Here is a 23414-nt window from a genome sequence, read left to right as displayed (position 1 = left end):
GCCGAAATATGACCGCGACACGCACAACGGTATCAGCGAGGACGGGACGGGCGACTCCGGCGCCACCGATTCACTGCGGCTCGCGCTCCACGGCACACGGCAAGATTCGACGACCGGCGCGCAGGTCGGGGCCGTGCGCGCCGTTCATTCGGAGATGCTCACTTCGCAAGCGGCGCGATCGGAATCATCCACGGGAACACATACGCCTGCAGCATCGCGATCAGGCCGATCACCGCGGCCCCGGCAATCGAATGAAAGAACACGGTGCGGAAGATCGGCCCCAACGCGAACGAGCGCTCCTTCGGATCGTCGTAGCAGGCCGCGCACGCCACCATGATGGATTGAGCGTCGATCATCTTGCCCATCACGCCGCCGGTCGAGTTGGTCGCGACGATCAGGATCGGATTGAGGTTCAGTTGCTGCGCCGTGATGCGCTGCAGGCTGCCGAAGAGCGCGTTCGACGCCGTGTCGGAACCGGTCAGGAAGACCCCGAGCCAGCCCAGGTACGCCGCGAAGAACGGGTAGAGAAATCCCGCGTTGGTGAACGCAAGACCGAGGACCGCGTCGGTGCCCGAGTAGCGGGTCAGGAATCCCAGGCCCAGCACCTGAGCGATCACCAGCACCGGAATCTTCATCCGGTGCATGGTCTGCATGAAGGCATCCTTCCATTGCGCCGCGTTCAGCCTGAGCACGAGGCCGGACAGGATCGCCGCCACGAACACGCCCGTGCCGGCGGCGGACAGCCAGTTGATCATGAAGCGGGCCGCTTCGGGTTTCGCGTTGACGGGCGCGACGGGCGGCATGCGCTGCACGAGGTTATGCAGCGCCGGCATGTCCCAGACGGGAAGCGACAGCGACCCGCTGAACTTCGAGCCGAGCAGCGTGGTGCTGAAGGTGATTCCCGCGAACAGGTTGTTGAGGAATTTCTTGAACTCCGGCACGCCCCAGAGCGCGCAGCAGGCGATCAGAATCACCCACGGCATCCACGCATAGGCGGTTTCGGCGGCCGAGTATTTGTATTTCCATTCGCTCGTGTCGGTGGTTGCGGCGGCCGTGGTCTTGCCGGCTTGCGCGAGTGCTTCACGCTCGGAGCGCAGCAGAAAGCGGGTCTTGGGATGCCAGATGAAGCGCAGGAACAGCGCCGTGCAGATCACCGAAAAGACGCCCGATACCACGTCGGTCATCAGGTGGAGCGCGTTGGTTCCCGACGCGAAGAACTGCATCAGCGCGAACGATCCGCCCGCGCTTAACATGGCCGGCCAGACCTCGAAGACTTCCTTCCAGGTTCCGCCTTCCATCTTCACGAACGTGGCGACCAGCCAGAAGGGCACGAAGATCGAGACGAACGGCAACTGGTGACCCGCCATGGCGGAAAGCGTGACCTGATCGAGGCCGCTCACGGCCGCCAGCGTCACGATCGGCGTGCCGATCGCGCCCCAGGCGACCGGGGCCGTGTTGGCGAGCAGGTTCAGCACGGCGGATTGAAACGGCTTGAAGCCGAGGCCCACCATCACGGCGCCCGCGATGGCGACCGGCGTGCCGAACCCCGAGGTGCCTTCGATGATCGCGCCGAACGAAAAGGCGATCAGCACGCATTGCAACCGCCGGTCGAACGAGATATGGACAATCGATTCCTTGACGATTTCGAATTTGCCCGTCACGACGCTCATCGTGTAGAGGAACATGGCCGCCAGCACGATCCAGATGATGCCCAGAAACCCCGACAGCGAGCCGAGCGCGAAGGCCGAGACGGCCGATACAACCGGCATCCTGAAGACCAGACAGGACACGGCGAAAGCGGCGATGACGCCGAAAAAAGCCGCGTAGGGCGCGGAGATGCCCAGGTGCACGTTGCCCTGGGTGTCGCGGTGGCGGTGCAAGGCAATGAAATAGAGCAGCGTCAGGATCGGAATGGCGGCAACGAGCGTGGAAAGGAATGCATTGCCTAACGGGTTATAGGTCTGCTGGTACATGGCGTCTCCCTTTTGGTATTAGGGTTCGGGACTATTCGCGCGGCGTGAAGGCCCGATCATGCGCCAGAACAACGCAAACCGGCTCAGGAGGGCCGGCAGCCGATTCACGGCTGCCGCATTGAGGTATAGCGGGGGCAGCCGTCGATTTCAAGGTTGGGAGCGCCGTGAGCGGTCAATGCGCGTTCAGATACCTCGCGATGACCGGGTAAACATCCACCGCCGCATGCTTGCCGAAGATGCAGTCGATGTGCCCATAGCCGGGAATCAGATGCCGCTCGTAAGGCTGCTCCGGGAATTCCCTTGTCAGCAGGTCATAAGTGAGTTGGGTGCTCTTCGGCAGATAGGTTTCGTTGCGATCGCCGTGGATAAATCCGATCGGCATACGCATGCCTTCCAGGCCTTTTGCGCCGTTCGTCCCGCTGAGGTAAATGGCTCGCCCTTCGGCGTCGACGACTTCGCCCGCCCGCGCCATCGCGGCCAGATGCCTGAACAGCTCGACGTCGTGCATGCCGAACAATTCCTGCAGATTCGAATGCAGCGATTCGTTCAGTTGCGCGTGTTCATAGAGCAAGCCGTACAGGAACGTGGAGCGGTGACAGATGGCGTTGCCGCAACCTTCATCGTGATCGATCGGGTAGAGCCGCAAGGCTTCGTCGAACAGATTGTGCGGCCACTTTTTGTGCTGCGTATAAGCCGTCAGATCGGACACGCCGAGATGCTGGATGAGGTCGGGAATATGCAAGCCAGCCTTGATCCGTTGCAGGGTGCCCGGCACCGGATGCGCCGACACCTGCGAAATGACCGCCGAGCGCACGCCTTCGAGTCCGTACAGCAGCGACATGCTCAACGCGAGGCCGCCGAGGCAATGGCCCAGCACCTGGATGTTCGGCGCGCCGGTCAACTCGCGCACCCTGGCGACGGCGGCCGGAATGTCCTCGCGCGCGACCTGGTCGACGTTGGTCGGCACAAGCACGCTCGGCATTTCGATGCTGACGCGCAGATCGACGAGCCATACGTCGTAGCCGGCCGCGCATAGATATTCCACCAGGTTGGTGGCGATCAGATCGGTCGAATAGATGCGGCTCGATACGCCGGAGCCGTGGATCAGCAGCAACGGACGCGCTTCCTTGTTGGCCTGGTCCAGATAGCGCGTGAGTCTCAGCGTGGTGCCATCGGGCGTATCGAAGAAGAACAGTTGCGGCGCCGGCGCGCGCAAGGGCCGCTTCATGCGCGGCTTGGCGTTCGGATCGAAAAACTGTAGCGGCGCGGCCACGCCGCCGTATTCGGTGAACAGCACGCCCGCAAAAAACTTGCCGAACTTCAGCGTCCATTCGAGGCGGGTCGTCAAATCGGGCGCGTGAGTGACTTCGAGCGTGCGTTGCTGCTTGAGGAAATTCTCCGGCGTGATGACGAGCGTCGCCTTGCCGATCACGGGTGCGTCCGCTTGCGCCGAGCCGCGAATCTCGGCGTACAGCGTGTTGGTCTGTTCCCATAGATTCAGCGGCGAACTGCGCGTGATGATCTTCTGCCCGCTCAGATAGTACGTTTTGCCTTCGGTGGCATTGAGCGTCATGCGGTAGTTCATGTTGCGTTCGTCGACATCCGCCGGATCGACGACGAACAGATTGAAGGTGCCGTCGGTGATCGTCATCGGTTGCGCCGAGAGGGCGGGGCAGGTCAGCGTGCCGGCCGTTTGCGCCAGATGCTGCGGATTGACGAGCATGTCGGCGAGATCGTCCGATTCCACGGTCAGCGTGAATTCGATCGGGCTCGCGGCCGCCTCGCCCGCGACGGTCGGCGTATAGGTGCCCACCATCGTTTCGGTGAAGCGCAGGCCGATGCGTTGCGGCGCGGGCACGGCGGCCCCGCCCTTCGACTCGTAGTCGATCGTCCAGCCTCGCGAGGCGGCGAGCAGCGCGCAATTGCGTTCGGCCAGCGCCGAGATCGTCAGCAGCGGATTCACGCCGAGCGACATCGGCATCACGGCGCCGTCCATCACGAAGAGGCCCTCGTGCACCGCGTCGCCGGAGGCGCCGCTAAACACCCGGCCCATGTGATCGACCACGCCGTGTGCGGCGTCCTCGCCCATGCCGCAGCCGCCGAGCGGATGAACGGTGACGGTGCGGTTGTCCATGAAGTCCGTCGAAATGGGATTGCGCAGATACTTGCCGCCGAGCGGCGCCGTCGCCTGCTTGAGGGTGGCCTCGATCGTTTCGAAGATCGGCTGCTTGCCGGCGTTTTCCCAGGTGATGCGCGCGCGGCCGTTGTCGTCGATGCCGATGCGGCCGCTTTCGTCGTCGTGCGCCATCACGAGGTAGCTTTGCGTGTGGTTGAGCGCGCCGTGATACGGGCCGCGCAGCACGCTTTCGATCACCCGCGCGTCATAGGCGAACGGCTTTTCGGGCGAGCCTGGCTCGGCGACCTCCTCGCCTTCGAGCGGCGCGGCCGCGCCGAGCAGGGCGACGAGCGCCGCGCCGACCGGTCCGGCGAGCGAGCCCTCCTCGATCACGAAGCCGTCTTTCACATCGGGCGTGTTGCGATGGTCGATGAGTCCGGTGATGGTCGGCCCGACCGGCGCAATCTCGCCCGGCTCGTGCGCGCCCCAGCCGACGCCGTTGATCACCGCGTCGGTGTTGTACGCGAAGGCGAGCACGTCGCCGTTGCCGGTGAAGCGTTGGCCGAGCATCGCGGAAACACTGAGCCCTTGCGGCGCCTGGCTCGAACGCAGCAGCAGCGCGGTCGAGCCGATCGTGCCCGCCGACACGATGACGATATCGGCGCTCACGAACAGATCGGGCGCGCCATAACTCTCGCGGCCGACGCTCACCAACTGGTAGTTCACCCGCCACTTGCGCGTGGCGGCGTCGCGCACCACCGAATGCACCGCCGCGCCCGTGAAAATCTGCGCGCCGTGCGCGACGGCGTCGGGCAGATAGTTCATGTGCGTCGAATTCTTCGCTTCGTAATTGCAGCCCGAATTGCAGTCGCCGCAGCCGATGCATGCCTGCTGCGCGACGCCGGCGGCGTTCACGCGGTTCTCGAACGTGACGGTGATCGGCGGACGGCTGAAGCGGTCTTCCATGCCGAGCGCCTGCGCCGATCTCTCCAGGGCCCGCAATTTCGGCAGCGGCGGAAAGTCGCTCGGCACCGGCGACGGTTGCAGCATCGCGAAGGCGCGCGCATAACCCTTGTCGCGGCCGTCCTTGTCGGCGCGCAGCGCGGCGGGCCAGCGCGGGTCGTCCCATAAGCGCGGATCGGCTTCGAGCGCGACATTCGCGTTGATCAGCGAAGTGCCGCCGAGACCGCAGCCGACCACGGCGTTCACGTCTTCATTCACGTGCACTTCGAGCAGCGCGAGCGGCGAGCCGATGTGCGCGACGGAAGTGTTGTACTGCACCTGCGCGGCGCCCTGGAACGGCGTGCGCGGAAATTCGCCGGCCATGAATTCGCGCCCGCGCTCCAGCACGCACACGCTGCGGCCGGCGCGCGCCATGCGGCTCGCGGCGATCGCTCCGCCATAGCCCGAACCCACCACGACCACATCGTAATGCGACTTCATCGCCGTCACGGCGCTCGATAAGCGGTTCATCAGGACCACCTCGTCAGGAATGGCAATGCGGGGGGAGGGAAGCCGGACTTCGCAAGGAAGACGGCGTGCGGCGGCGGCTTTTTTATCGTAGGCGGTGCGCGATGACAAAAAAAGGCGCATCGTACGGGGCGCGCGAGATGTGGCGCGTGTGAAAAACCGTTTGAGACCGTGTGAGGCGCGGGGCATCGTGAGGCGCGGCTGCCGCCCGTCAGCGACGCGGCGTCATTAGCGCTTGTTACGCCGCTGCTTCATTCATTTCGCTGTCGCTCGATTCGGCCGCGAGCAGGTTCAGCGCGACGAGAATCGCCGCGCGATTGTCGATGTCGATCTCGATGCCGAGCACGTCGCTCAGCCAGCGGCCGATCTTGGTATTGGAAAAATCCGCGGCGCCGGCCGTCTTTTTCATGGTGACGCCGAGTTTGACGGCGCGATAGTGATACGAGGGCACCCGATGCTGAGCCGCGACTGCCGACAAACCGCCTTTGCCTTCCGAACACCAGCCGAGGCTGCCGGCGAGCACGATGCGCTCGGGCTCGTCGAGGCCGTCGATGAACGTGCGCGCCGCGAGCCGCACGCGCTGTTCGTCGAGGCCGTATTGCAGCAGCACGCTTTCCACCGGGTCTTCCAGCGCCTGGGCATGCAGATCGATCTCCTGCGCCATGCCTTCGTTTTCCATCGACACGTTGCGCTGATGGCCGGCGCTGCGCAAACAGTCGATCAGGTAGCGGCGAAAATACGCGCACAATGCGTAGCCGTTGGACGGCGCGCTATCGGCGCAGGCGTGCGTTTCGGTGTGGCCGGGCGCGAGGCGCAGCACTTTCGAATAGATGAACTGGGCGACCAGTTCTTCCTTGTCCTCGCCGAGCGCGTGAAGTTCGAGCGGATGGTAGGTCCGCAGCGCCCGCTTGACCAGCTCGACCATCGACACCATTTCATCGGCGGACAAGCGGGTACGCCGGCGCCACAACTCGGGCAGGATCGCATCGTCGAGATTGCGGACGAACTCGTGGCTCGGAACAGCGCCCATGAAAACCTCCATAAGGGGGAAGGCAGAAGCGCGGCGAGCCTCGAAGGCAGGCGGTGAAGAGTGGCTGGAATGTCGAAGCCGCGCTGAATGTGAGGCCAGTATGCGTTTCGCAAATGGCTTCGCCTATATGGATTAAGTGGTAGCTGATGGGTAAACTGCCGGGTAAACCGTCCGGCGCGCGGTACGTCATTCGTCTGAACAGTGACGCGACGTGGACCGCGGGACCAACGTGGACCGCGCGCTGCCGCGCAGTGAAGCAATACGCAGCACCGATGCCGTCCCCTCGCGCGGCACGCCTGGGCTCCCAAGGCCCGCGTCGCCGGGCGCCCGCGCCTTATCACCGTATCCGCCATGCCCGATGCCGTGCACCGGACCGGAGTCAGCGCTGAAGCGCCGAGGCCGAACGATAAAGGAGACCGCGCAATGCGGGCCGAGCCTATCCAGCATGCAATCGACGAAGATCTGGTGCGCGTGCTGTACGCGCAAGATCCGATTGCGTTCTTTTCGCACTGGTTCTCGATCGCGGTGCTGGTGGCGATCTACTGGCCGGAGATACCGTCGCCGCCGCTGTTCATCGCGTGCTTCGGGTTTTATGCGGCCGCCAATTGCGGCAGCCTCGCACTGTGGATCTGCAACCGGCGCTATCCGCAACTCGTATCGCCGCGCGGCTGGATCTATCTGCATGCGGTGCGCGGCGTGTTGCTCTACAGCGCGCCGGGCCTCGCGGTGTGGTTCGCGTTCCAGAGCCCGCAAACGGATTTGCCGCTGCTGCATACCGTGCTGCTCGTCACGCTGGCGGCCGGCGTGTTCATGTCGAACGGCTTCGACCTGCTCAATTTTTCGACCGCCATTCCGTTCCTGCTGTTTCCGTCGATCGTGCTGCATGTCGGCACGCATACGTTCGACCGCACGATACTCGCCATCGTCCTCGCGTTTTTCTTCTTCGCGATCAACGTCTATGCGTTGAGCTATCGCAAGCTGTTCCGGCAGGTCGTGCAGGCGCGGGTCGATCAGCAGTATCTGGCGGAGTCGCTGGCGGTGCAAAAGCACGTCGCCGAAGAGGCGAGCCTCGCCAAAACCCGCTTTTTCGCCGCGGCGAGCCACGATTTGCGTCAGCCGTTGCATGCGATCGGCCTGCTCGCGGCCTCGCTCAACGATGCGGCGGCGACACCGGCGCAGCATGCCAAAACGGCCGAGCACATTGTCTATAACGTCGAGGCGTTGAATCAGCTATTCAACCAGGTGCTCGATCTCGCGCGGCTCGAAAGCGGCGTGACCCAGGTGATCCGGCTGCATTTCCGGCTTTCCGAACTGTTCGAGCGCGTCGGCAGCCAGTACCGGCCGCAAGCCGCCGCCAAGGGACTCGCGCTGCGGATCGCGCCGACCACGATGGTCGTGCACGACGATCCGGTGTTGCTCGAACGCGTGCTGAGCAATCTGCTCTCGAACGCGGTGCGCTACACCGAGGAAGGCGCGATCTGGCTCGGCTTTCGTCGCGCGGGGCGGCAAGCGGGCGGGTATATCGAAGTGCGCGATTCGGGCATCGGCATTCCCGCCGAGGAACATGAACGCATCTTCGAGGAGTTTTATCAGGTCGCCAATCCGCAGCGCGATGCACGTCAGGGGCATGGCCTGGGATTGCCGACGGTGAAGCGGCTGGTCGGCATGCTGGGCGGCGAATTGCAACTGCGCTCGGCGCCGGGGCGCGGTTCGGTGTTCCGCTTTCCAGTGCAGGCGGGCGACGCCCGCGGCATCGTGGCGAGCCTGAATGAAGCGGTGGCGGGCGGTCCTTCGGCGCAAGGGCGGCGCGTGCTGTGCATCGACGACGAACCGTCGATTCTCGAAGGCCTCGCCAGTTTGCTGGGACGCTGGGGTTGCACCGTGCGCGGCGCGCGCGACGAAGCCGCCGCGCTGGCGGCGCTCGAGGACGGTTTCGTGCCGGACGCCGTGCTATGCGACTACCAGTTGGCGCATCACCGCACCGGCGCGCAGGCGCTGACCGCCGTGCGCAACGTGCTCGCGCGCGCGGGGCATGAAGGCGTGGTGACGCTGCTGATCACGGGCGATATGGCGTCGGCGGAACTGGCGGCGCTGGCCTTGCAGGGGATTCCCGTGCTGCATAAGCCGGTCACGCCGGCGCGCTTGCGGCGCACGCTGGAAATGCTCTGGCAGCAGGCGGAACTGGATAAGAGACGGGCGGCGGCCACGCCGGAATTGCGCGCGGATGGAACGGGAAATGAGCCGGGGAGTTGGGCGGCGCCGGGCGGGGTGGGCCAAGCGGCGGGCCAGTCGGCGAGCGGCGCGAGGTTGGGGGCGTAGGGATAGTCGCAGGGATTGGGGAGTGGAGGGAAGCGGGAGGGAAGCGGCAGGGAAGCGTTGCCAGGCGCGGACGCCAGCGGCAAGCGCTAGCCGGAGTGTTAAACAATGCGCCGCTCGCCGACGCTCGCCGGCGTTCGCTGCGCCGATTGCTGCCGTTCGTCGCACCGCTCGCCGGCGTTCGCCGCACCGCTTGCTGCCGTCCGTCGCACCGCCTGCCGGCGTTCGCCGCACCACTTGCCACCGCCCGACACCCGCCCGCCTACAACGTTTTCCCCGCTTCGAGCCAGCCGTTGATCACCGCGATCGCCATCGACCGGTTATGTACGCCGAGCGCCCGGAAGATGACCGACAGATGCACCTTGACCGTGCCTTCCGCGACGCCGAGTTCACGCGCGATCATCTTGTTGGTCCAGCCGCGATGCACGAGCCGCATGATGTCCTGCTGGCGCGGCGACAGGTTTTCCAGCAAATGCTGTTGATGCGGCTGCAGCGCCGGCAGTTGCGTGATCGGCTCGGTGAGCGCCGTCGCGCCTTGGCCGGCGCCCCGCGCGCTTGCCTGAATGCCCGCCTGAGCGGTGATCGGCATGCCGCCCAGGCTGGATGACCCGGCGGCTCCGTCGGCGCAGACCGGCGCGGCTTGCGCTTCGCGAGAGCCCAGCAGACTGAGCGCTTCCATCGGCACATACGCGCCGCCGGAAAGAACGAGTTCGATCGCCTTGAGCATCACGCTGGCGGGCTGCCGCTTCGGCACGAAGCCGAGCGCCCCGGCGGCCAGCACCGCGCGCATCTCGTCGGGCGACTCCTCGGCGGACAGCACGACCACCGGCAACGCGGGATTCGCCGCCAGCAGCGTCTCGAGCGACGACGCGCCGCTCATGCCCGGCATGTGCAGATCGACGATCGCCAGATCGTGATCGGCGTCGGGCCGCGCGGCGGTGGCGAGCGTTTCCCAGCTATCGGCTTCGTCGAACTGGGCGTCGGGATCGAGACCGCGCAGCATTCCCTTGACGCCTTGCCGGATCAGTTCATGGTCGTCGGCCACAAGAAACTTCATGATGTCTCCGCGAGTCGAGCCTGCGCGTTGTGGGCTACCGCCGTTGTAGCGTCTCGTTTTACTTCTATTCTCGTGAATTGCATCATTGCCGGCTACCCCGCGATCCTATACCGATCGGCGGCGCGGCGAACCTTCCGGCCCGCCGCGCACGTGACTATTTATTTATATGATCGCCGGCTGTTTCGATGCACCACGTTGTCGCTAAGGTTGGTCTCCCGCGCACAGGTTCCGGCTTGCTAGGTAGACGAGCCGCGAGCGCCGTTTTTGAAGCCGTGCCTAAGGGATTCCGCAGGTTATGCGCGCCGGATCGAGGCACGCGACAGCGGGCCTTTATTTGACCGCAAATAACGTCGCATTCATCAGGAGCTTGAACGCGAAGCCGAGCGACATCGCCGAGGCCACGCCGAAGCACCATAGCGCAATGAACCACAGCCAGCCGGGCAGCTTCTTGCGCGCCGGCGTTTGCGCGCCGGCGCCGCCCTCCGCGTGCTTAGTGATAGTGATGTTGGTCGTCATGACGCACCTTGCCACGAAATACCCAGTAACCCATCGTCGTATAGGCGATGATGATCGGCAGAATCACCGCCGCGCCGACCAGCGTGAACATCTGGCTCGAACGCGGCGCGGCGGCCTCCCATAGCGTCATGCTCGACGGAATCGCATACGGCCACAGGCTCACCAGCAGCCCCGCGTAACCGAGCAGCACGAGCAGCAGCGCCAGCACGAACGGCGTGTTGTCGTGCCGCTCACGCACCGCGCGGCGCATGAAGAACACGCAGACCGCAACCAGGAACGGCACCGGCAACAGCCGATAGAAGAGGCCGTCATGAAACCAGCGTTGCGCGATATTCGGGTCCTGCAGCGGCGTCCACACGCTGACCATCGCGATGAAGCCGAGCAGCACCATCGTCAGCGGCCATACCACGCGATGCAGGCGGCGTTGCAGATCGCCTTCGGTCTTCGCGACCAGCCAGCAGCAGCCGAGCAACGCATAAGTGACGATGAGCCCGAGTCCCGTGAGCAGGCTGAACGGCGTGAGCCAGCCGAAGGCGTCGCCGGCATAACCGCCGTCGATCACCGGGATGCCTTGCAGGAACGCGCCCAGTGCGATGCCCTGGAAGAACGTCGCGCCCGCCGAACCGCCGATGAACGCGAGGTCCCACATAGGTTTCGTGCGATTGGCCTTGGCGCGGATCTCGAACGAGACGCCGCGAAAGATCAGGCACACGAGCATGAAGATCAGCGGCAGATAGAGCGCGGACAGCACGGTCGAGTAAACCACCGGAAACACCGCGAACAGGCCGGCGCCGCCGAGCACGAGCCAGGTTTCGTTGCCGTCCCACACCGGCGCGACGGTGTTCATCATCAGATCGCGTTCCTTCTCGTCGGGGAAGAACGGGAAGACGATGCCGATGCCCAGGTCGAAGCCGTCCAGCACCACGTACATGAAAAGGCCCAGCGCGATGATCGCGGCCCACACTACGGTTACGTCCATTGTCTTTCTCGCAAGCAGCTAGTGAAGCGGGTGGGTTCAGGCCGCGTCGATCATGTGATCGGCGGCGGAGAGCGGGCGGCGCGCGGTCTGGTTCGGCGAATGCTCCGGCGCGTCGTGCGGCGTTTGTCCCGGTAACGGCGGACCGGAGCGCATCAGCTTGAGCATGTAATAGACGCCGGTGCCGAACACCAGGAAATAGACCACCACGAAGGTCATCAACGAGATGCCGACCTGCTGCGTGGTGAGCGGCGACACGGCTTGGGAAGTGCGCATCACGCCGTAGACCACCCACGGCTGACGGCCCGCCTCGGTGGTGACCCAGCCGGCCAGCAGCGTGATGAAACCGGTCGGGCCCATCAGCACGGCGAGATGCTGGAACCACCTGGCCTCGAACAGCCGTTCGCGGCGGCGCAGCGCCCAGCCGATCAGCGACATCAGGATCATCAGCATGCCGAGGCCGACCATGATGCGAAAGCTCCAGAACACCACCGTCGAGTTCGGCCGGTCTTGCGGCGGAAATTCCTTCAGGCCGCGGATTTCGCCATCCCAACTGTGCGTGAGGATCAGGCTGCCCAGGTGCGGAATCGACACCGCGTAGCGCGTGGTCTCCGCCTGCATGTCGGGAATACCGAACAGGTTCAGCGCGGTACCGCCTTTTTCGGTTTCCCACAGACCTTCTATCGCCGCGATTTTCGCGGGCTGATACTCGCGCGTGTTCAGACCGTGCTGATCGCCGACGACTGCCTGGAGCGGCGTGAGGATCAGCAGCAGCCAGAGCGCCATCGAGAACATCTTCTTGACGGCCGGATCGCGCCGGCCGCGCAACAGGTGCCATGCGCCCACCGCCGCCACCACCAGCCCCGCGACGATGAACGCGGCGAGCGCCATATGCGCGAGCCGGTACGGGAACGACGGATTGAAAACGATCTTGAACCAGTCGAGCGGCACGACCCGGCCGTTCACCACTTCGAAGCCTTGCGGCGTTTGCATCCAGCTATTGGACGCGAGAATCCAGAAGGTCGAGATCAGCGTGCCGACGGCGACCATCAGCGTGGCGCCGAAGTGAGCGCGCGGACTCACGCGCTGCCAGCCGAACAGCATGATGCCGAGGAAGCCCGCTTCGAGAAAGAACGCGGTCATGACTTCGTACATCAGCAGCGGTCCGGTGACCGGGCCGGCGAAGCTCGAAAACCCGGACCAGTTGGTGCCGAACTGATAGCTCATCACGACGCCGGAGACCACGCCCATGCCGAAGGCCACCGCGAAGATCTTCGACCAGAACAGGCAAAGCTCCTTGTAATACGTCTTGCCGGTTTTGAGCCAGCGCCATTCGAGCACGGCGATGAAGCTCGCGAGGCCGATACTGAGCGCCGGAAAAACGATGTGAAAGGAGACGGTGAACGCAAACTGGATGCGGGCGAGGTCGAGTGCCGAGAGAGCGGAGTTCATGAGCGTGAAGTGCGTGATGCCCGCGAGGGCGGACTACGCGCGTCGACCGGTGTCGGTGCGCACTGCGCTGGGCAGATGGGCGCAAGAGTAGGGGATGAGCGAATTTTCTGCTGCGACGCGACGTGCGTCAAAAAACCGCCTTGTTTTGCGCGAGTTTCGGATTCTTATGCCGCAAGCCTTTGATGGGCATCAAGTTTTTCTTCTTGCGTTGTTGCTGCTGCTTGACGCGATCAGGCGAAAACTGCGGCAATCGACCGCGCTGCAACAACGCCGCGAAGCCCGCGTTCGCGCATTCAACCGCGCCGGATCAGATTCGCTCCCGCGGCTTATGCGATCGAGATGAACAACTGCTTGCCGCACGCGGCCGCGTACCTGCGCAATGTGTCGATGGAAGGCGAGTGCCGCCCCGAGGCCAGCGCCCGTTCGAGCCGCGTGATCGCCGGTGCTTTCGTGCCCATGCGCTCGGCGACTTGCGCCTGCGTCAAGCCGGCCTCCCGGCGCGCCGCGAGCATCTGGTCGAGCAGCGCGAATTCCTCGCGGTTGAGGCGTTCATATTCGGCGCGTACTTCGGGGTCGGCGAGCGCCCGTTCGCGCATGGCCTCATAGGTTGCCATTTCTGATCTCCAGTAGTCTTTTGCGCGCCACGTCCAGTTCGTTGCGCGGCGTTTGTTGCGTCTTCTTCACGAAGCAGTGAAGCATGACGATTTTCCGTTCCACGATTGCGCAGTAGAACACTCTGGCGATTCCCTCCGCGCCTTTCAGGCGCATCTCGAACAAGCCGCCGCCCATTGAAGCGGTGTGCGGCTCGCCGAGATTCGGGCCGTATTCCTCCATGCGGTCGGCCAGCGCGATGAAGCGCGCGAGCAGCGTTTTCGGCAACGAGGCGACGTTGACTTTGACCTTCTCGTTGTAGAAGTCGATCGTCAATGCCATTGAACTTGATAATAACAAATATGTTATTGACGCGCAAGCTGACGACTATAACGGTTGCCGCGAACGGGCAACCACCGCCCGGCATTGCGCGGCAAGGAATCGAACGACAGGAGGAGGGCGAAAGCTGGACCGCGATGAGCGGTTACGACGGCGTCGGCGCAACCAGATGTTCGGTGTCGGCTAGATGGTTTCGTGCGGGACGCGACGGCGGCGCGGCACGAATGCGGATCTCCTTTTTGCAGCGGCAAACTCGATAGGAAGGGATGGCTGATCGAGGCCAACTCGCCATCAACCGACGATAGCCAGATCCGAACCGGCTTTCCATTAGCCGGTTAGCTAGCCAATCGGCCAGTGACAGCGCGTGACCATCGCGACGCGCTTTCTAGTTATACGATGTCACATCAATTTATGCGGCATCAGCCGCTTATCGGCAACGGCGCAACCGTCGAAAGCCTAAAAATAATACGGGTAAATGCCTAGTTGAAATCCGTCTTTCCATCGTTGATAGTACGTCGTCGTACAACAAGCACGGAAATTTCACCGAGGCCGTCGTGGCCTTCCCGCTTGCTGTCTCAAGTCTGCTCGCGCACGGCGCAGTAAAGGAAGGAAGCTTATGAAGAAGATTGCCCTGAGTGGGGCCGGTGGCCAGCTTGGCTCGGTAGTGCGTGCGGCATTGGTCGCGCGCGGCACGCCGTTGCGCTCGGCCGCCGGTTCGAAGCCGCTGGTTCCCCTGGTGGAAGGCGAGGACGTGATGCACGGCGATCTGCGCGATTCCGCCGTCGTGGATCGCCTGCTCGATGGCGTCGACGTGTTGATCCATTTCGCGGGGACCAGCGTGGAACGCCCGCTGCCCGAAATCATCGAGAACAATCTGCGCGCGCTCGTCGAAGTGTACGAAGGCGCGCGCTGGCAGGGCGTGCGGCGCGTGGTGTTCGCCAGTTCGAACCACGCGATCGGCATGTATCCGGTCACCGAACAGCTCGATCTCGACTGCGCGCTACGCCCGGACGGCTTCTACGGCTTGAGCAAGGTGTGGGGCGAAGCGCTGGCGAGAATGTACTGGGACAAGCACGGCATCGAGAGCGTTTGCGTGCGCATCGGCAGTTGCCTCGAGCGGCCCACCGAGCCCCGGCATCTGAGCACGTGGTTCGGACATCGCGACCTGCTGCATTTCATAGACCGTTGCATCGAGGCGGAAGACGTTGGGTTCCTCACCGTCTGGGGCGTCTCGGCCAACACGCGTAGCTGGTGGGACAACAGCGGCGCCGAGCGCCTGGGCTATCGGCCGACGCAGAACGCCGAGGACTACGCCGCGGAAATCCTCGCGCGCCCGAACCCGCTCGACGCGTTGGGCCAACGCTTCCAGGGCGGCAGCTTCGTGGGCATCGATTATTCGCGCGACGACGCCGGCCCGGATGGCGCGGCTTCGCGCGCAAGGTCCGTCTGACCGGTTAAAGATCAAGGAGACGTAGTCATGAAAATCAAGGGCATCCGCTGGTGGATGGTCAGCCTGGTCGCCGCCGGCCTCATCATCAATTATCTCGCGCGCAATACGCTGTCCGTCGCCGCGCCGACCTTGATGAAGGACCTTCATATCACCACCGAGCAATACTCGCATGTGGTGGTGGCGTGGCAGCTTTGCTATGCGTTCATGCAACCGGTCGCGGGATATCTGCTCGACACCATCGGAACCAAGATCGGCTTCGCCGCCTTCGCGATCGCGTGGTCGCTGGCCTGCGCCGCGGCGGCATGGTCGACCGGCTGGCAGAGCCTCGCGTTCTTTCGCGGCTTGCTCGGCGTCGCCGAGGCGGCCGGCATTCCGGCCGGCGTGAAGGCGACGAGCGAGTGGTTCCCGGCCAAGGAGCGTTCGGTGGCGATCGGCTGGTTCAACATCGGCTCGTCGATCGGCGCGCTGCTCGCGCCGCCGCTGGTGGTGTGGGCGCTGCTGCACGGGCAATGGCAATGGGCCTTCGTGATCGTCGGCGTGGCGGGGATCGTGTGGAGCGCGGTGTGGATGCTGCTGTACAAGCATCCGCGCGACCAGAAGCTGCTGGGCGACGCCGAACGCGATTACATCCTGAGCGGGCAGGAGGCGAAGCACAGCGACGCCGGCGCGCCGAAGCGCAGTTGGGGTGCGATGCTGGGCAGCCGCGACTTCTGGGCGATCGGCATTCCGCGCATTCTTTCCGAGCCGGCCTGGCAAACCTTCAACGCATGGATTCCGCTGTACATGATGACCGAGCGGCACATGAACCTGAAGGAAATCGCGCTGTATGCGTGGATGCCGTTTCTTGCCGCCGACATCGGCTGCGTGCTCGGCGGCTACCTCAGTCCGCTGTTTCATAAGTACGCGAAGGTCTCGCTGTTCACGTCGCGCAAGATGGTTTTCGTCGTCGGCGCGCTGTTCATGATCGGGCCGGCATGTGTCGGGCTGGTCGAGAGTCCCTATGTGGCGGTGGCGCTGCTGTGCGTCGGCGGATTCGCTCACCAGACGTTGTCCGGTGCGTTGTACGCGATCACGTCCGACATGTTCGGCAAGAACGAAGTCGCGACCGCGACGGGCATGGGCGGCATGGCGGGTTACCTGGGCGCTGCCGCATTCACGGCGCTGTTCGGCGTGCTGGTGACGCAGGTCGGCTACAGCCCGCTGTTCGTCGTGCTGGCGGTGTTCGACATCGTTGCGGCTGCGGTGGTGTGCCTGCTCGCGAGAAGCGCTGACAAGACGTCCGAGCCGCGTTGGGTGGCGGCGAGCGCGGCGGCGAAGTGAGTCGCGAGCGGCGGATTCGTTAGCGGATCGGCGGCGTAACGGAAATGAAATGGCGGCGTCCTCGGACGCCGCCATTTTTTTCTGGGCTTCGGTTGGATGACTCGCTTAGCGCTGATCGACCACCGTGGTGTTGTAAGTCGTCGATCCGATCACCACGTTCTTCAACGTGATGCCGTTGACGTTGTAGGCATAGATCGGTCCGGGCGTCGTCGAGGTCGCAGGTCCGGCGGCGACCGCCGTCCCCAGGTTGCAGTTCGAGATCGTGACGCCGCTGATCGGCGGAACCGCCGGCGCGGGAGCCGGGCCGTTGTAGTCGAAAGCGACGGGCCCCTGGGCCACGATCGCCTGAAAACACGAGCCCGTTACGCCGTTGAGCGTGACGTTGCTCGCCTGCACGTTCGAAATGTTCACGTTCTGCACGACCGCCGGACGCGTGCGAATAGCGTCGTTGGCCGGCTGATAGTCGCAGTCGAACGTGATGAGGCCGCCCTGCGCCGCGGAAGGATTGGCTGCCGTCGCCGTGACGACGCCCAAGGGCACCGTGCCGTTGATCGGACTGCCGGCGAGCAGCGCACTGCCGTAGCCGCTGGCTTTCAGGCTGACGCCGTTGGGCAGCGTGACCGTATCCACGTAGAAGTTCTTCACGAAGCCGCCGCGATTCATGTTCGTCTTGATGCGAATCGCGATGTTCAGCGGATTGGTCGCCCAGTTCTGATTGAGCATCTGCAGATTGCGTGCGTAGATGTTCTGCACGCCGCCGCCCATTTCGCTGCCGAGCGTGATGCCGCCATGCCCGCTGTTCATCGTGCAGTTCTGGATCACGTGATTCTGCGCGGGACCATACTGCGTATCCTGGTCCTTGCCGGACTTGATCGCGATGCAATCGTCGCCGGTGTTGAACGTGACGTTGTCGCACAGGACGTTGTCGCACGCGTCGGGATCGAAGCCGTCGTTATTCGGGCCGATGCTGTTGGTGGTCACCCCGCGGATCACGACGTTCTTGCAATCGGTGGGGTGGTGCTGCCAGAACGGCGTGTTGTTGGTGCAATAGTTTTCCATCAGCACGTTCGTGCAGCCGATGAATTCGACCATGCACGGACGCAGGTAATGCCCGATGCCGAAGATCCGCTGGGCGATCGGAACGCCTGCCTCCGAGAGCGCGGGCAGATAGTTCTGATCTTCCTGCCACGGTGTCGTGGGGCTGGTCAGTTGCGCATAAAGCGCGTCGGAAATACCCGGCGCCGCGATCTTGAGGTCGACATTGTTCGGGTTGAGATAGACCTGCGAGGGCGTCGACGAATTCACGCAGCCGTATGCGCCATTCGATCCCTTGTAGGTCCACCAGCAGGTGGCTGTGTTGCCGCTGCCGGCGAACGGCGTCATGGCCTGGCCGTTGAGCACCGAGGTGGCGTCTTCGCCGGTGAGCGCAATGTTGGTCTCGTTGCGCGCGTAGACCGGTGAGCCGTAATTCAGGCAATCGTTTGCCTGCCAGCGGCTGTAGAACAGCTTGCCGTTCGCGCCGCAGTCGACCGGGCCGTCCTTTGCGTAGTCCGCCGGGTTCGGGCTGAAATAGATCGTGCAATTCGCGCTGAGATGAAAGTTCACGTTGCTGAGCAGCACGATCGGCCCGGCGCAGTACCAGGTGCCCGACGGCACGACCACGCGGCCGCCGCCGGCCGCATTGCAGGCCTGAATCGCGGCGAGAAACGCGGGGCGGGAGTCGAACGACGCCGCGGCGTTGGTTTGCCCGGAGCCGGGGCTGGCGAGCGAGGCGGCGCCCGTATAAGGATTGGTCGCGGCGACGACCGCGCAAGGCTGCGCGCCGTATTGCGTGACGACATAATCGCGCGCGGCAAACATCGATTGAGTGACGCCCTGCAACGACGCGATGATCCGCGTCGCGGCGCCCGAGGTGCCCCAGATCGGGTCCTGCACCACCGGCGGCGCGGACCCTGCGCTAACCGAGCCGCCGCAGGCCGACAAGCCGCCGAGCAGGGTTGCGCCCGCGGAGGTTCCTGTCAGCACGATAAACGCCCTGCGTGTCGGCGAATCGGGTCCGCCTTGATTGTTGGCTCTCGATGCTGCCGGCTTGCCGCTGTTTTTATTGATGATGGCCACGCATGTCTCCTTGCCCTTTGCGGGCGTTGTCGGTAATCGCCAGAAAACGAAAGCGCCGCCCCCTTTCCCTGTCGAGAAAGCGGGGCGGCGCTGTACATGAGGGTTTGGGGCTTAAGCGGTTTGCTGGCCGATTTCGTGATTGGCGAGCACTTCGAGCGCGCGCACCATCGCGGAGTGGTCCCAAGCCTTGCCGCCGTGCGCCACGCACGCGTTGAAAAGCGCCTGGCAGGTGGCCGTATTCGGCAGCGAAACGCCGAGCGCTTGCGCGGTGGAGAGCGCGAGATTCAGATCCTTCTGGTGCAGTTCGATCCGGAAACCCGGGTCGAAGGTGCGCTTCGTCATCCGCTCGCCATGCACTTCGAGAATGCGCGACGACGCGAAGCCGCCCATCAGCGCCTCACGCACGCGCGCCGGATCGACGCCTGCCTTCGACGCGAGCAGCAAGGCCTCGCCGACCGCCTCGATCGTCGCGGCGACGATCACCTGGTTCGCCACCTTGCACACCTGTCCCGCGCCCACGCCGCCGATCAGCGTGACGTTCTTGCCCATCATGTCGAAGAGCGGCTTGACGCGCTCGAAGCTCGCCGGCTCGCCGCCCACCATGATGGTCAACGAAGCCGCCTTGGCGCCGACCTCGCCGCCCGACACCGGCGCGTCGAGATAGTCCGCGCCGCGTTCGCGCACGCGGGCCGCGAACTCGCGCGTCGCCATCGGCGAAATCGAGCTCATGTCGACCACCGTTTGCCCCGCGCGCAACGCGGCGGCGAGTCCGTGTTCGCCGAACAGCACGCGCTCGACGTCCGGCGTATCGGGCACCATGATGAAGATCACGTCGGCGTGCGCGGCCACCGCAGCGGGGCTATCGCACGCGAGCGCGCCGGCCTGCGTGAGGTCGTCCGGCACGCCGCTGCGCGTAAACGCCGCGAGGCTCACGCCGTTCTTGAGAAGATTCGCGGCCATGGGCTTGCCCATGATGCCGAGTCCGATGAAACCTGCCTTTTGCATGGAATTCTCCGTGGATGTCGTGGCGGCCGCGTCTATTGCTGGCCAGCCTGTTTCTGCATGAAGTGTTTCTGGACCGTCTGCGCGGCGTTTTTCAAGAGCCCCATATCGGCACACACGGCGATGACGCGGCAGCCCATCGAGAGATAGCGTTCCGCGTCGGCCTGCACCGGGGCGAGAATGCCGCTCGCCTTGCCCGCGGCCTGCGCGCGTTCGAATACGCGCGCAATCGCCTGCTGCACGTCGGGATGAGCGGGATTGCCGAGGTGGCCATACGCCGCCGCGAGATCGGACGGCCCGACGAAGACCGCGTCGACGCCGTTCACGGCGAGAATCTCGTCGATCGATTCGACGGCTTTGCGGCTTTCGATCTGCACGATGACGCAGACGTTGTCATTGGCGACGTTGAAATAATCGGCCGCCGTCGCGTAGCGATTGCCGCGGTGGCTCACCGAGACGCCGCGAATGCCCTGCGGCGGGTAGCGCGTCGCGGCGACGGCGCGGGCCGCGTCTTCGGCGCTGTCGACGAACGGCACGAGAAAGTTGGAGAAGCCGCTGTCGAGAAGCCGTTTGATGAACACGCTATCATTCGCCGGCGGCCGCACGACCGGGGCGCTCACGCTGTCCTTGAGCGCCATCAACTGGGGGATCAGCGTGAGGACGTCGTTGGGCGCATGTTCCGCGTCCAGCAGCATCCAGTCGAAGCCGACCACGCCGAGCAGTTCCGTGACAATCGGACTGGCGAGCGACGCCCAGCAGCCGATCAGGGTCTCGCCGCCGCATACGGCGCGACGAAAACTATTGGGTAGAGGCTGGTAAGGCGTGACGGCTGGCATGGGACGTTTCCTCGAACTGCGATTGATCGGGCGGGCGCTGATGTCTGCAGGACGACATGTTATAGGTCGTCGTACGTCTTGCTGAAGATTAACACTGGTCCCATTTGTTGTAACGGTCACGTAAACCCGAAGTCCTCGCCAGATGGGCGTGTCCGGTTGCACGCGCATCTCGATATGTTGTAGGATGACTTATATCCAAGCGTTCATTCCAAGGAAAGCGAAATGTCTATTACCGGCGAAATGCTGATCGGCCGCCAAGCGGTGCGCGGCGACGAAAAACCACTGCACGCGTTCAATCCCGCCACGGGTTCCAACATCGCCGAGCCGGTTTTCGGCAGCGGCACGGTGGCCCATGTGGCGCAAGCCTGTGAGCTTGCGCAGAAAGCGTTCGACCCGTACCGGCACCTGCCGCTCGCGGTGCGCGCGGAATTCCTCGAACGGATCGCCGACGGCATCACCGCACTGGGCGACGCATTGATCGAGCGCGCGCAGCAGGAGTCCGGCTTGCCGAAGGCGCGCCTCGAAGGCGAGCGCGGCCGCACGACGGGTCAACTCAAACTGTTCGCGCAAGTCGTGCGCGCGGGGCAATGGCTCGCCGCCACACTGGATTCGCCGCTGCCCGAGCGCAAGCCGTTGCCGCGCTCCGATTTGCGCATGCAAAAGATTCCGCTCGGCCCGGTTGCGGTGTTCGGCGCGAGCAACTTCCCGCTCGCGTTTTCGGTGGCGGGCGGCGACACGGCGGCGGCGCTGGCCGCCGGTTGTCCGGTGGTGGTGAAGGCGCATCGCGCGCACCTCGGCACCTCGGAGATGGTCGGCCGCGTGATTCAGCGCGTCGCGCAGGAAATGGACTTGCCGGAGGGCGTGTTCTCGCTGATCGTCGGCGCGGGCAATTCCGTCGGCGAAGCGCTGGTCGCGCATCCGGCGATCAAGGCGGTGGGTTTCACGGGTTCGCGTGCGGGCGGCACCTCGCTGATGCGCGTCGCGGCGGCGCGTGCCGAGCCGATTCCGGTCTACGCCGAAATGAGCAGCATCAACCCGGTGTTCCTGTTGCCGAACGCGCTGGCTCAGCGCGGCGACAGCATCGCGCGCGGTTTCGTCGATTCGCTGGTGCTCGGCGCGGGGCAGTTTTGCACCAACCCCGGCCTGGCGATCGCCGTCGACAGCGACGCGCTCAAGGGTTTTGTCGCGGCGGCATCGGAGGCGCTCGGCGGCAAGCCCGCGCAAACCATGCTCACGTCCGGCATTCACGCGGCCTATGAAGAAGGCGAGGGCAAGCTGGCGGCGATCAAGGGCGTCGAGGCCGTTGCGCGCGGCGTCGACGTAACGGGCCCGACACAGGCGCGCGCCGCGTTGTTCGTGACCGACGCACAGACGTTCCTCGCCACGCCGGCGCTCGAAGACGAGGTTTTCGGACCGGCGTCGACCATCGTGCGCTGCAAGGACGAGCAGGAACTGCTCGCGGTCGCCGAACATTTCGCGGGGCAGTTGACCGCCACGGTGCAGATGGACAGCGCCGATCTGCCGGCGGCGAAAAAGCTGGTGCCGATTCTCGAGCGCAAAGCCGGCCGGATTCTCGTCAATGGTTTTCCGACGGGCGTCGAGGTATCGCATGCGATGGTGCACGGCGGTCCGTTCCCGGCCACGTCCGACAGCCGGGCGACCTCGGTGGGGACGACTTCGATCGAGCGCTTCCTGCGTCCGGTGTGCTATCAGGACTTCCCGGCCGATCTGTTGCCCGAGCCGCTCGTCGACGGTAATCCGTTGAACTTGTGGCGCCGTCGCGATGGCGAAATCACGCGCGGTTAAGCTCGCGGAAGAGAGCTCGCCAACGCGCTTCGTCTGAAAAACAAATGGCCGGGGAAACCCGGCCATTTGTTTGTGCGCCAACCGCTACGAACGCGCCAATCAGCTATTCGTCTCGGCGGCCTCGTTCGCGCGCCTCAACCGCTCGCGGCTGTTGGACAGATGCATGCGCATTGCCGCGCGCGCGCCTTCCGCGTCGTGCCGGGTGATCGCTTCGAGAATGCTTTCGTGCTCCAGATTGACGAGCGACAGATACGCATCCGGCTCCGCGCGCGCAATGCCCGCCGAGTCGAGCCGGTTGCGCGGAATCAGCGCGCTGCCCATTTGCGTGAGGATGTCGACGAAATACCGGTTGCCGGTGGCGCGCGCCACCGAGATATGAAACTGCAGATCGGCGTCGACGCTGTCGAGCCCGTTGTGGCGCGTGGCCTCGATCGCGTCGAGCGCGGTGCGCATGCGCGCGAGGTCGTCCGGCTTGGCGCGCTGAGCGGCGAGGCCCGCGCATTCCGTTTCGAGGCTGATGCGCAGTTCGAGGATCGACAGCACGTCGCGCAAGGTGGTGGCGGGCACCATGTCGATGCCCAGTTTTTCGCGCTGCGGCTCCAGCACGAAACTGCCGATGCCGTGGCGCGTCTCGATGATCTTGCCCGCCTGCAAGCGCGAAATCGCTTCGCGGATGACGGTGCGGCTCACGCTCAGCGTGACCATCAGTTGCGATTCGGTGGGCAGCTTGTCGCCGGGCTTCAAGGCGTTGGACGCGATTTGGTCGGTGACGTAGCCGACGACAAACTCGGCGAGATTGCGAGCGCGTCGTGGCGGTGCCGCGGACGCCAGTGGTGTAGCCATCGAAAACGCCCCTTAAATCAGATAGATGCAGATACTTCCCGCTATCTATTATACCGTCGTCTGACGACTGATTATATAAACGCCGGATCATTTTCAGCGCCGGCCTCGGGCCTGAAGCCGGCGCGTGGATTCGGGCGTCGCGGCCGGCAGGCCATCATGGCCATGCCGGCCACGCAAGCCCACCGGAAGTACGATTGCTACCC

At 64.4% G+C, this 23414-nt stretch carries 18 protein-coding genes; 5 read left to right on the top strand and 13 right to left on the bottom strand.

The window, feature by feature from the left end; all coding sequences use genetic code 11:
• Positions 1–158: 158 nt before the first annotated feature.
• The 3 genes from CUJ90_RS18895 to CUJ90_RS18885 all read right to left on the bottom strand — a co-directional run bounded on the left by CUJ90_RS18895 (position 159) and on the right by CUJ90_RS18885 (position 6589).
• Positions 159–1973, bottom strand: a complete 1815-nt coding sequence (locus CUJ90_RS18895) for an L-lactate permease (RefSeq protein WP_114163647.1) — start codon at positions 1971–1973, stop codon at positions 159–161.
• 172 nt (positions 1974–2145) lie between these two features.
• Positions 2146–5562, bottom strand: coding sequence for an alpha/beta fold hydrolase (locus tag CUJ90_RS18890; protein WP_114163646.1), 3417 nt, complete (start codon positions 5560–5562; stop codon positions 2146–2148).
• Between the two features lie 235 nt (positions 5563–5797).
• Positions 5798–6589: a hypothetical protein gene (locus CUJ90_RS18885; RefSeq protein ID WP_114163645.1), complete on the bottom strand. Its 792-nt coding sequence runs from the start codon at positions 6587–6589 to the stop codon at positions 5798–5800.
• Positions 6590–7012: 423 nt separating this feature from the next.
• On the opposite strand from CUJ90_RS18885, the gene CUJ90_RS18880 reads away from it, so the two are divergent.
• Positions 7013–8908: an ATP-binding response regulator gene (locus CUJ90_RS18880; RefSeq protein ID WP_114163644.1), complete on the top strand. Its 1896-nt coding sequence runs from the start codon at positions 7013–7015 to the stop codon at positions 8906–8908.
• Positions 8909–9167: 259 nt separating this feature from the next.
• On the opposite strand, the gene CUJ90_RS18875 is transcribed toward CUJ90_RS18880, so the two are convergent.
• From CUJ90_RS18875 to CUJ90_RS18860, 4 genes are all read right to left on the bottom strand, one after another.
• The gene (locus CUJ90_RS18875; protein ID WP_083086274.1) at positions 9168–9962 is read right to left on the bottom strand and encodes a response regulator transcription factor; all 795 of its coding nucleotides are present in this window, start codon (positions 9960–9962) and stop codon (positions 9168–9170) included.
• A 330-nt stretch (positions 9963–10292) separates the two neighbouring features.
• Positions 10293–10478, bottom strand: coding sequence for a hypothetical protein (locus CUJ90_RS18870; RefSeq protein WP_073430880.1), 186 nt, complete (start codon positions 10476–10478; stop codon positions 10293–10295).
• Entirely contained in the window at positions 10453–11457 is a 1005-nt protein-coding gene (gene cydB / locus CUJ90_RS18865; RefSeq protein ID WP_073430881.1) for a cytochrome d ubiquinol oxidase subunit II, read from the bottom strand. The genes CUJ90_RS18870 and cydB overlap by 26 nt, the downstream gene beginning before the upstream one ends.
• 36 nt (positions 11458–11493) lie before the next feature.
• A complete protein-coding gene (locus CUJ90_RS18860) occupies positions 11494–12906 on the bottom strand; it encodes a cytochrome ubiquinol oxidase subunit I (protein ID WP_114163643.1) in 1413 nt (470 codons plus the stop codon).
• A gap of 94 nt (positions 12907–13000) precedes the next feature.
• Here CUJ90_RS18860 and CUJ90_RS32410 point away from each other — a divergent pair, with 94 nt between their 5' ends.
• Positions 13001–13249, top strand: coding sequence for a hypothetical protein (locus CUJ90_RS32410; protein WP_152035359.1), 249 nt, complete (start codon positions 13001–13003; stop codon positions 13247–13249).
• Here CUJ90_RS32410 and CUJ90_RS18855 read toward each other — a convergent pair.
• Complete coding sequence (locus CUJ90_RS18855; protein WP_083086272.1) at positions 13233–13520, bottom strand: helix-turn-helix domain-containing protein; 288 nt, start codon at positions 13518–13520, stop codon at positions 13233–13235. The two genes, CUJ90_RS32410 and CUJ90_RS18855, sit on opposite strands and share 17 nt — an antisense overlap.
• Positions 13507–13839, bottom strand: a complete 333-nt coding sequence (locus tag CUJ90_RS18850) for a type II toxin-antitoxin system RelE/ParE family toxin (protein WP_114163642.1) — start codon at positions 13837–13839, stop codon at positions 13507–13509. The genes CUJ90_RS18855 and CUJ90_RS18850 overlap by 14 nt, the downstream gene beginning before the upstream one ends.
• Before the next feature lie 613 nt (positions 13840–14452).
• Between CUJ90_RS18850 and CUJ90_RS18845 the strand changes: the two genes are divergently transcribed.
• Positions 14453–15286: an NAD-dependent epimerase/dehydratase family protein gene (locus CUJ90_RS18845; RefSeq protein WP_114163641.1), complete on the top strand. Its 834-nt coding sequence runs from the start codon at positions 14453–14455 to the stop codon at positions 15284–15286.
• Positions 15287–15313: 27 nt separating this feature from the next.
• Positions 15314–16606 carry an MFS transporter gene (locus tag CUJ90_RS18840; RefSeq protein WP_073430886.1) on the top strand — a complete coding sequence of 431 codons (1293 nt, stop codon included), beginning with the start codon at positions 15314–15316 and terminating at the stop codon, positions 16604–16606.
• A 105-nt stretch (positions 16607–16711) separates the two neighbouring features.
• On the opposite strand, the gene CUJ90_RS18835 is transcribed toward CUJ90_RS18840, so the two are convergent.
• From CUJ90_RS18835 to garL, 3 genes are all read right to left on the bottom strand, one after another.
• Complete coding sequence (locus CUJ90_RS18835) at positions 16712–18724, bottom strand: glycoside hydrolase family 28 protein (RefSeq protein ID WP_114163640.1); 2013 nt, start codon at positions 18722–18724, stop codon at positions 16712–16714.
• 111 nt (positions 18725–18835) lie between these two features.
• Complete coding sequence (locus CUJ90_RS18830; RefSeq protein ID WP_244220090.1) at positions 18836–19729, bottom strand: 2-hydroxy-3-oxopropionate reductase; 894 nt, start codon at positions 19727–19729, stop codon at positions 18836–18838.
• A 32-nt stretch (positions 19730–19761) separates the two neighbouring features.
• Positions 19762–20562: a 2-dehydro-3-deoxyglucarate aldolase gene (gene garL / locus CUJ90_RS18825; protein ID WP_114164656.1), complete on the bottom strand. Its 801-nt coding sequence runs from the start codon at positions 20560–20562 to the stop codon at positions 19762–19764.
• Positions 20563–20784: 222 nt separating this feature from the next.
• Between garL and CUJ90_RS18820 the strand changes: the two genes are divergently transcribed.
• A complete protein-coding gene (locus CUJ90_RS18820; RefSeq protein ID WP_114163639.1) occupies positions 20785–22368 on the top strand; it encodes an aldehyde dehydrogenase (NADP(+)) in 1584 nt (527 codons plus the stop codon).
• A gap of 99 nt (positions 22369–22467) precedes the next feature.
• Here the strand turns inward: CUJ90_RS18820 and CUJ90_RS18815 are convergent, their stop codons facing one another.
• Entirely contained in the window at positions 22468–23211 is a 744-nt protein-coding gene (locus CUJ90_RS18815) for a FadR/GntR family transcriptional regulator (protein ID WP_073430890.1), read from the bottom strand.
• Positions 23212–23414 lie beyond the last annotated feature (203 nt).

This window comes from Paraburkholderia terricola (assembly GCF_003330825.1).
GTDB lineage: Bacteria > Pseudomonadota > Gammaproteobacteria > Burkholderiales > Burkholderiaceae > Paraburkholderia > Paraburkholderia terricola.
Note: the sequence above shows the minus strand (reverse complement) of the source record. Positions and strands in the feature narration are given on the sequence as shown.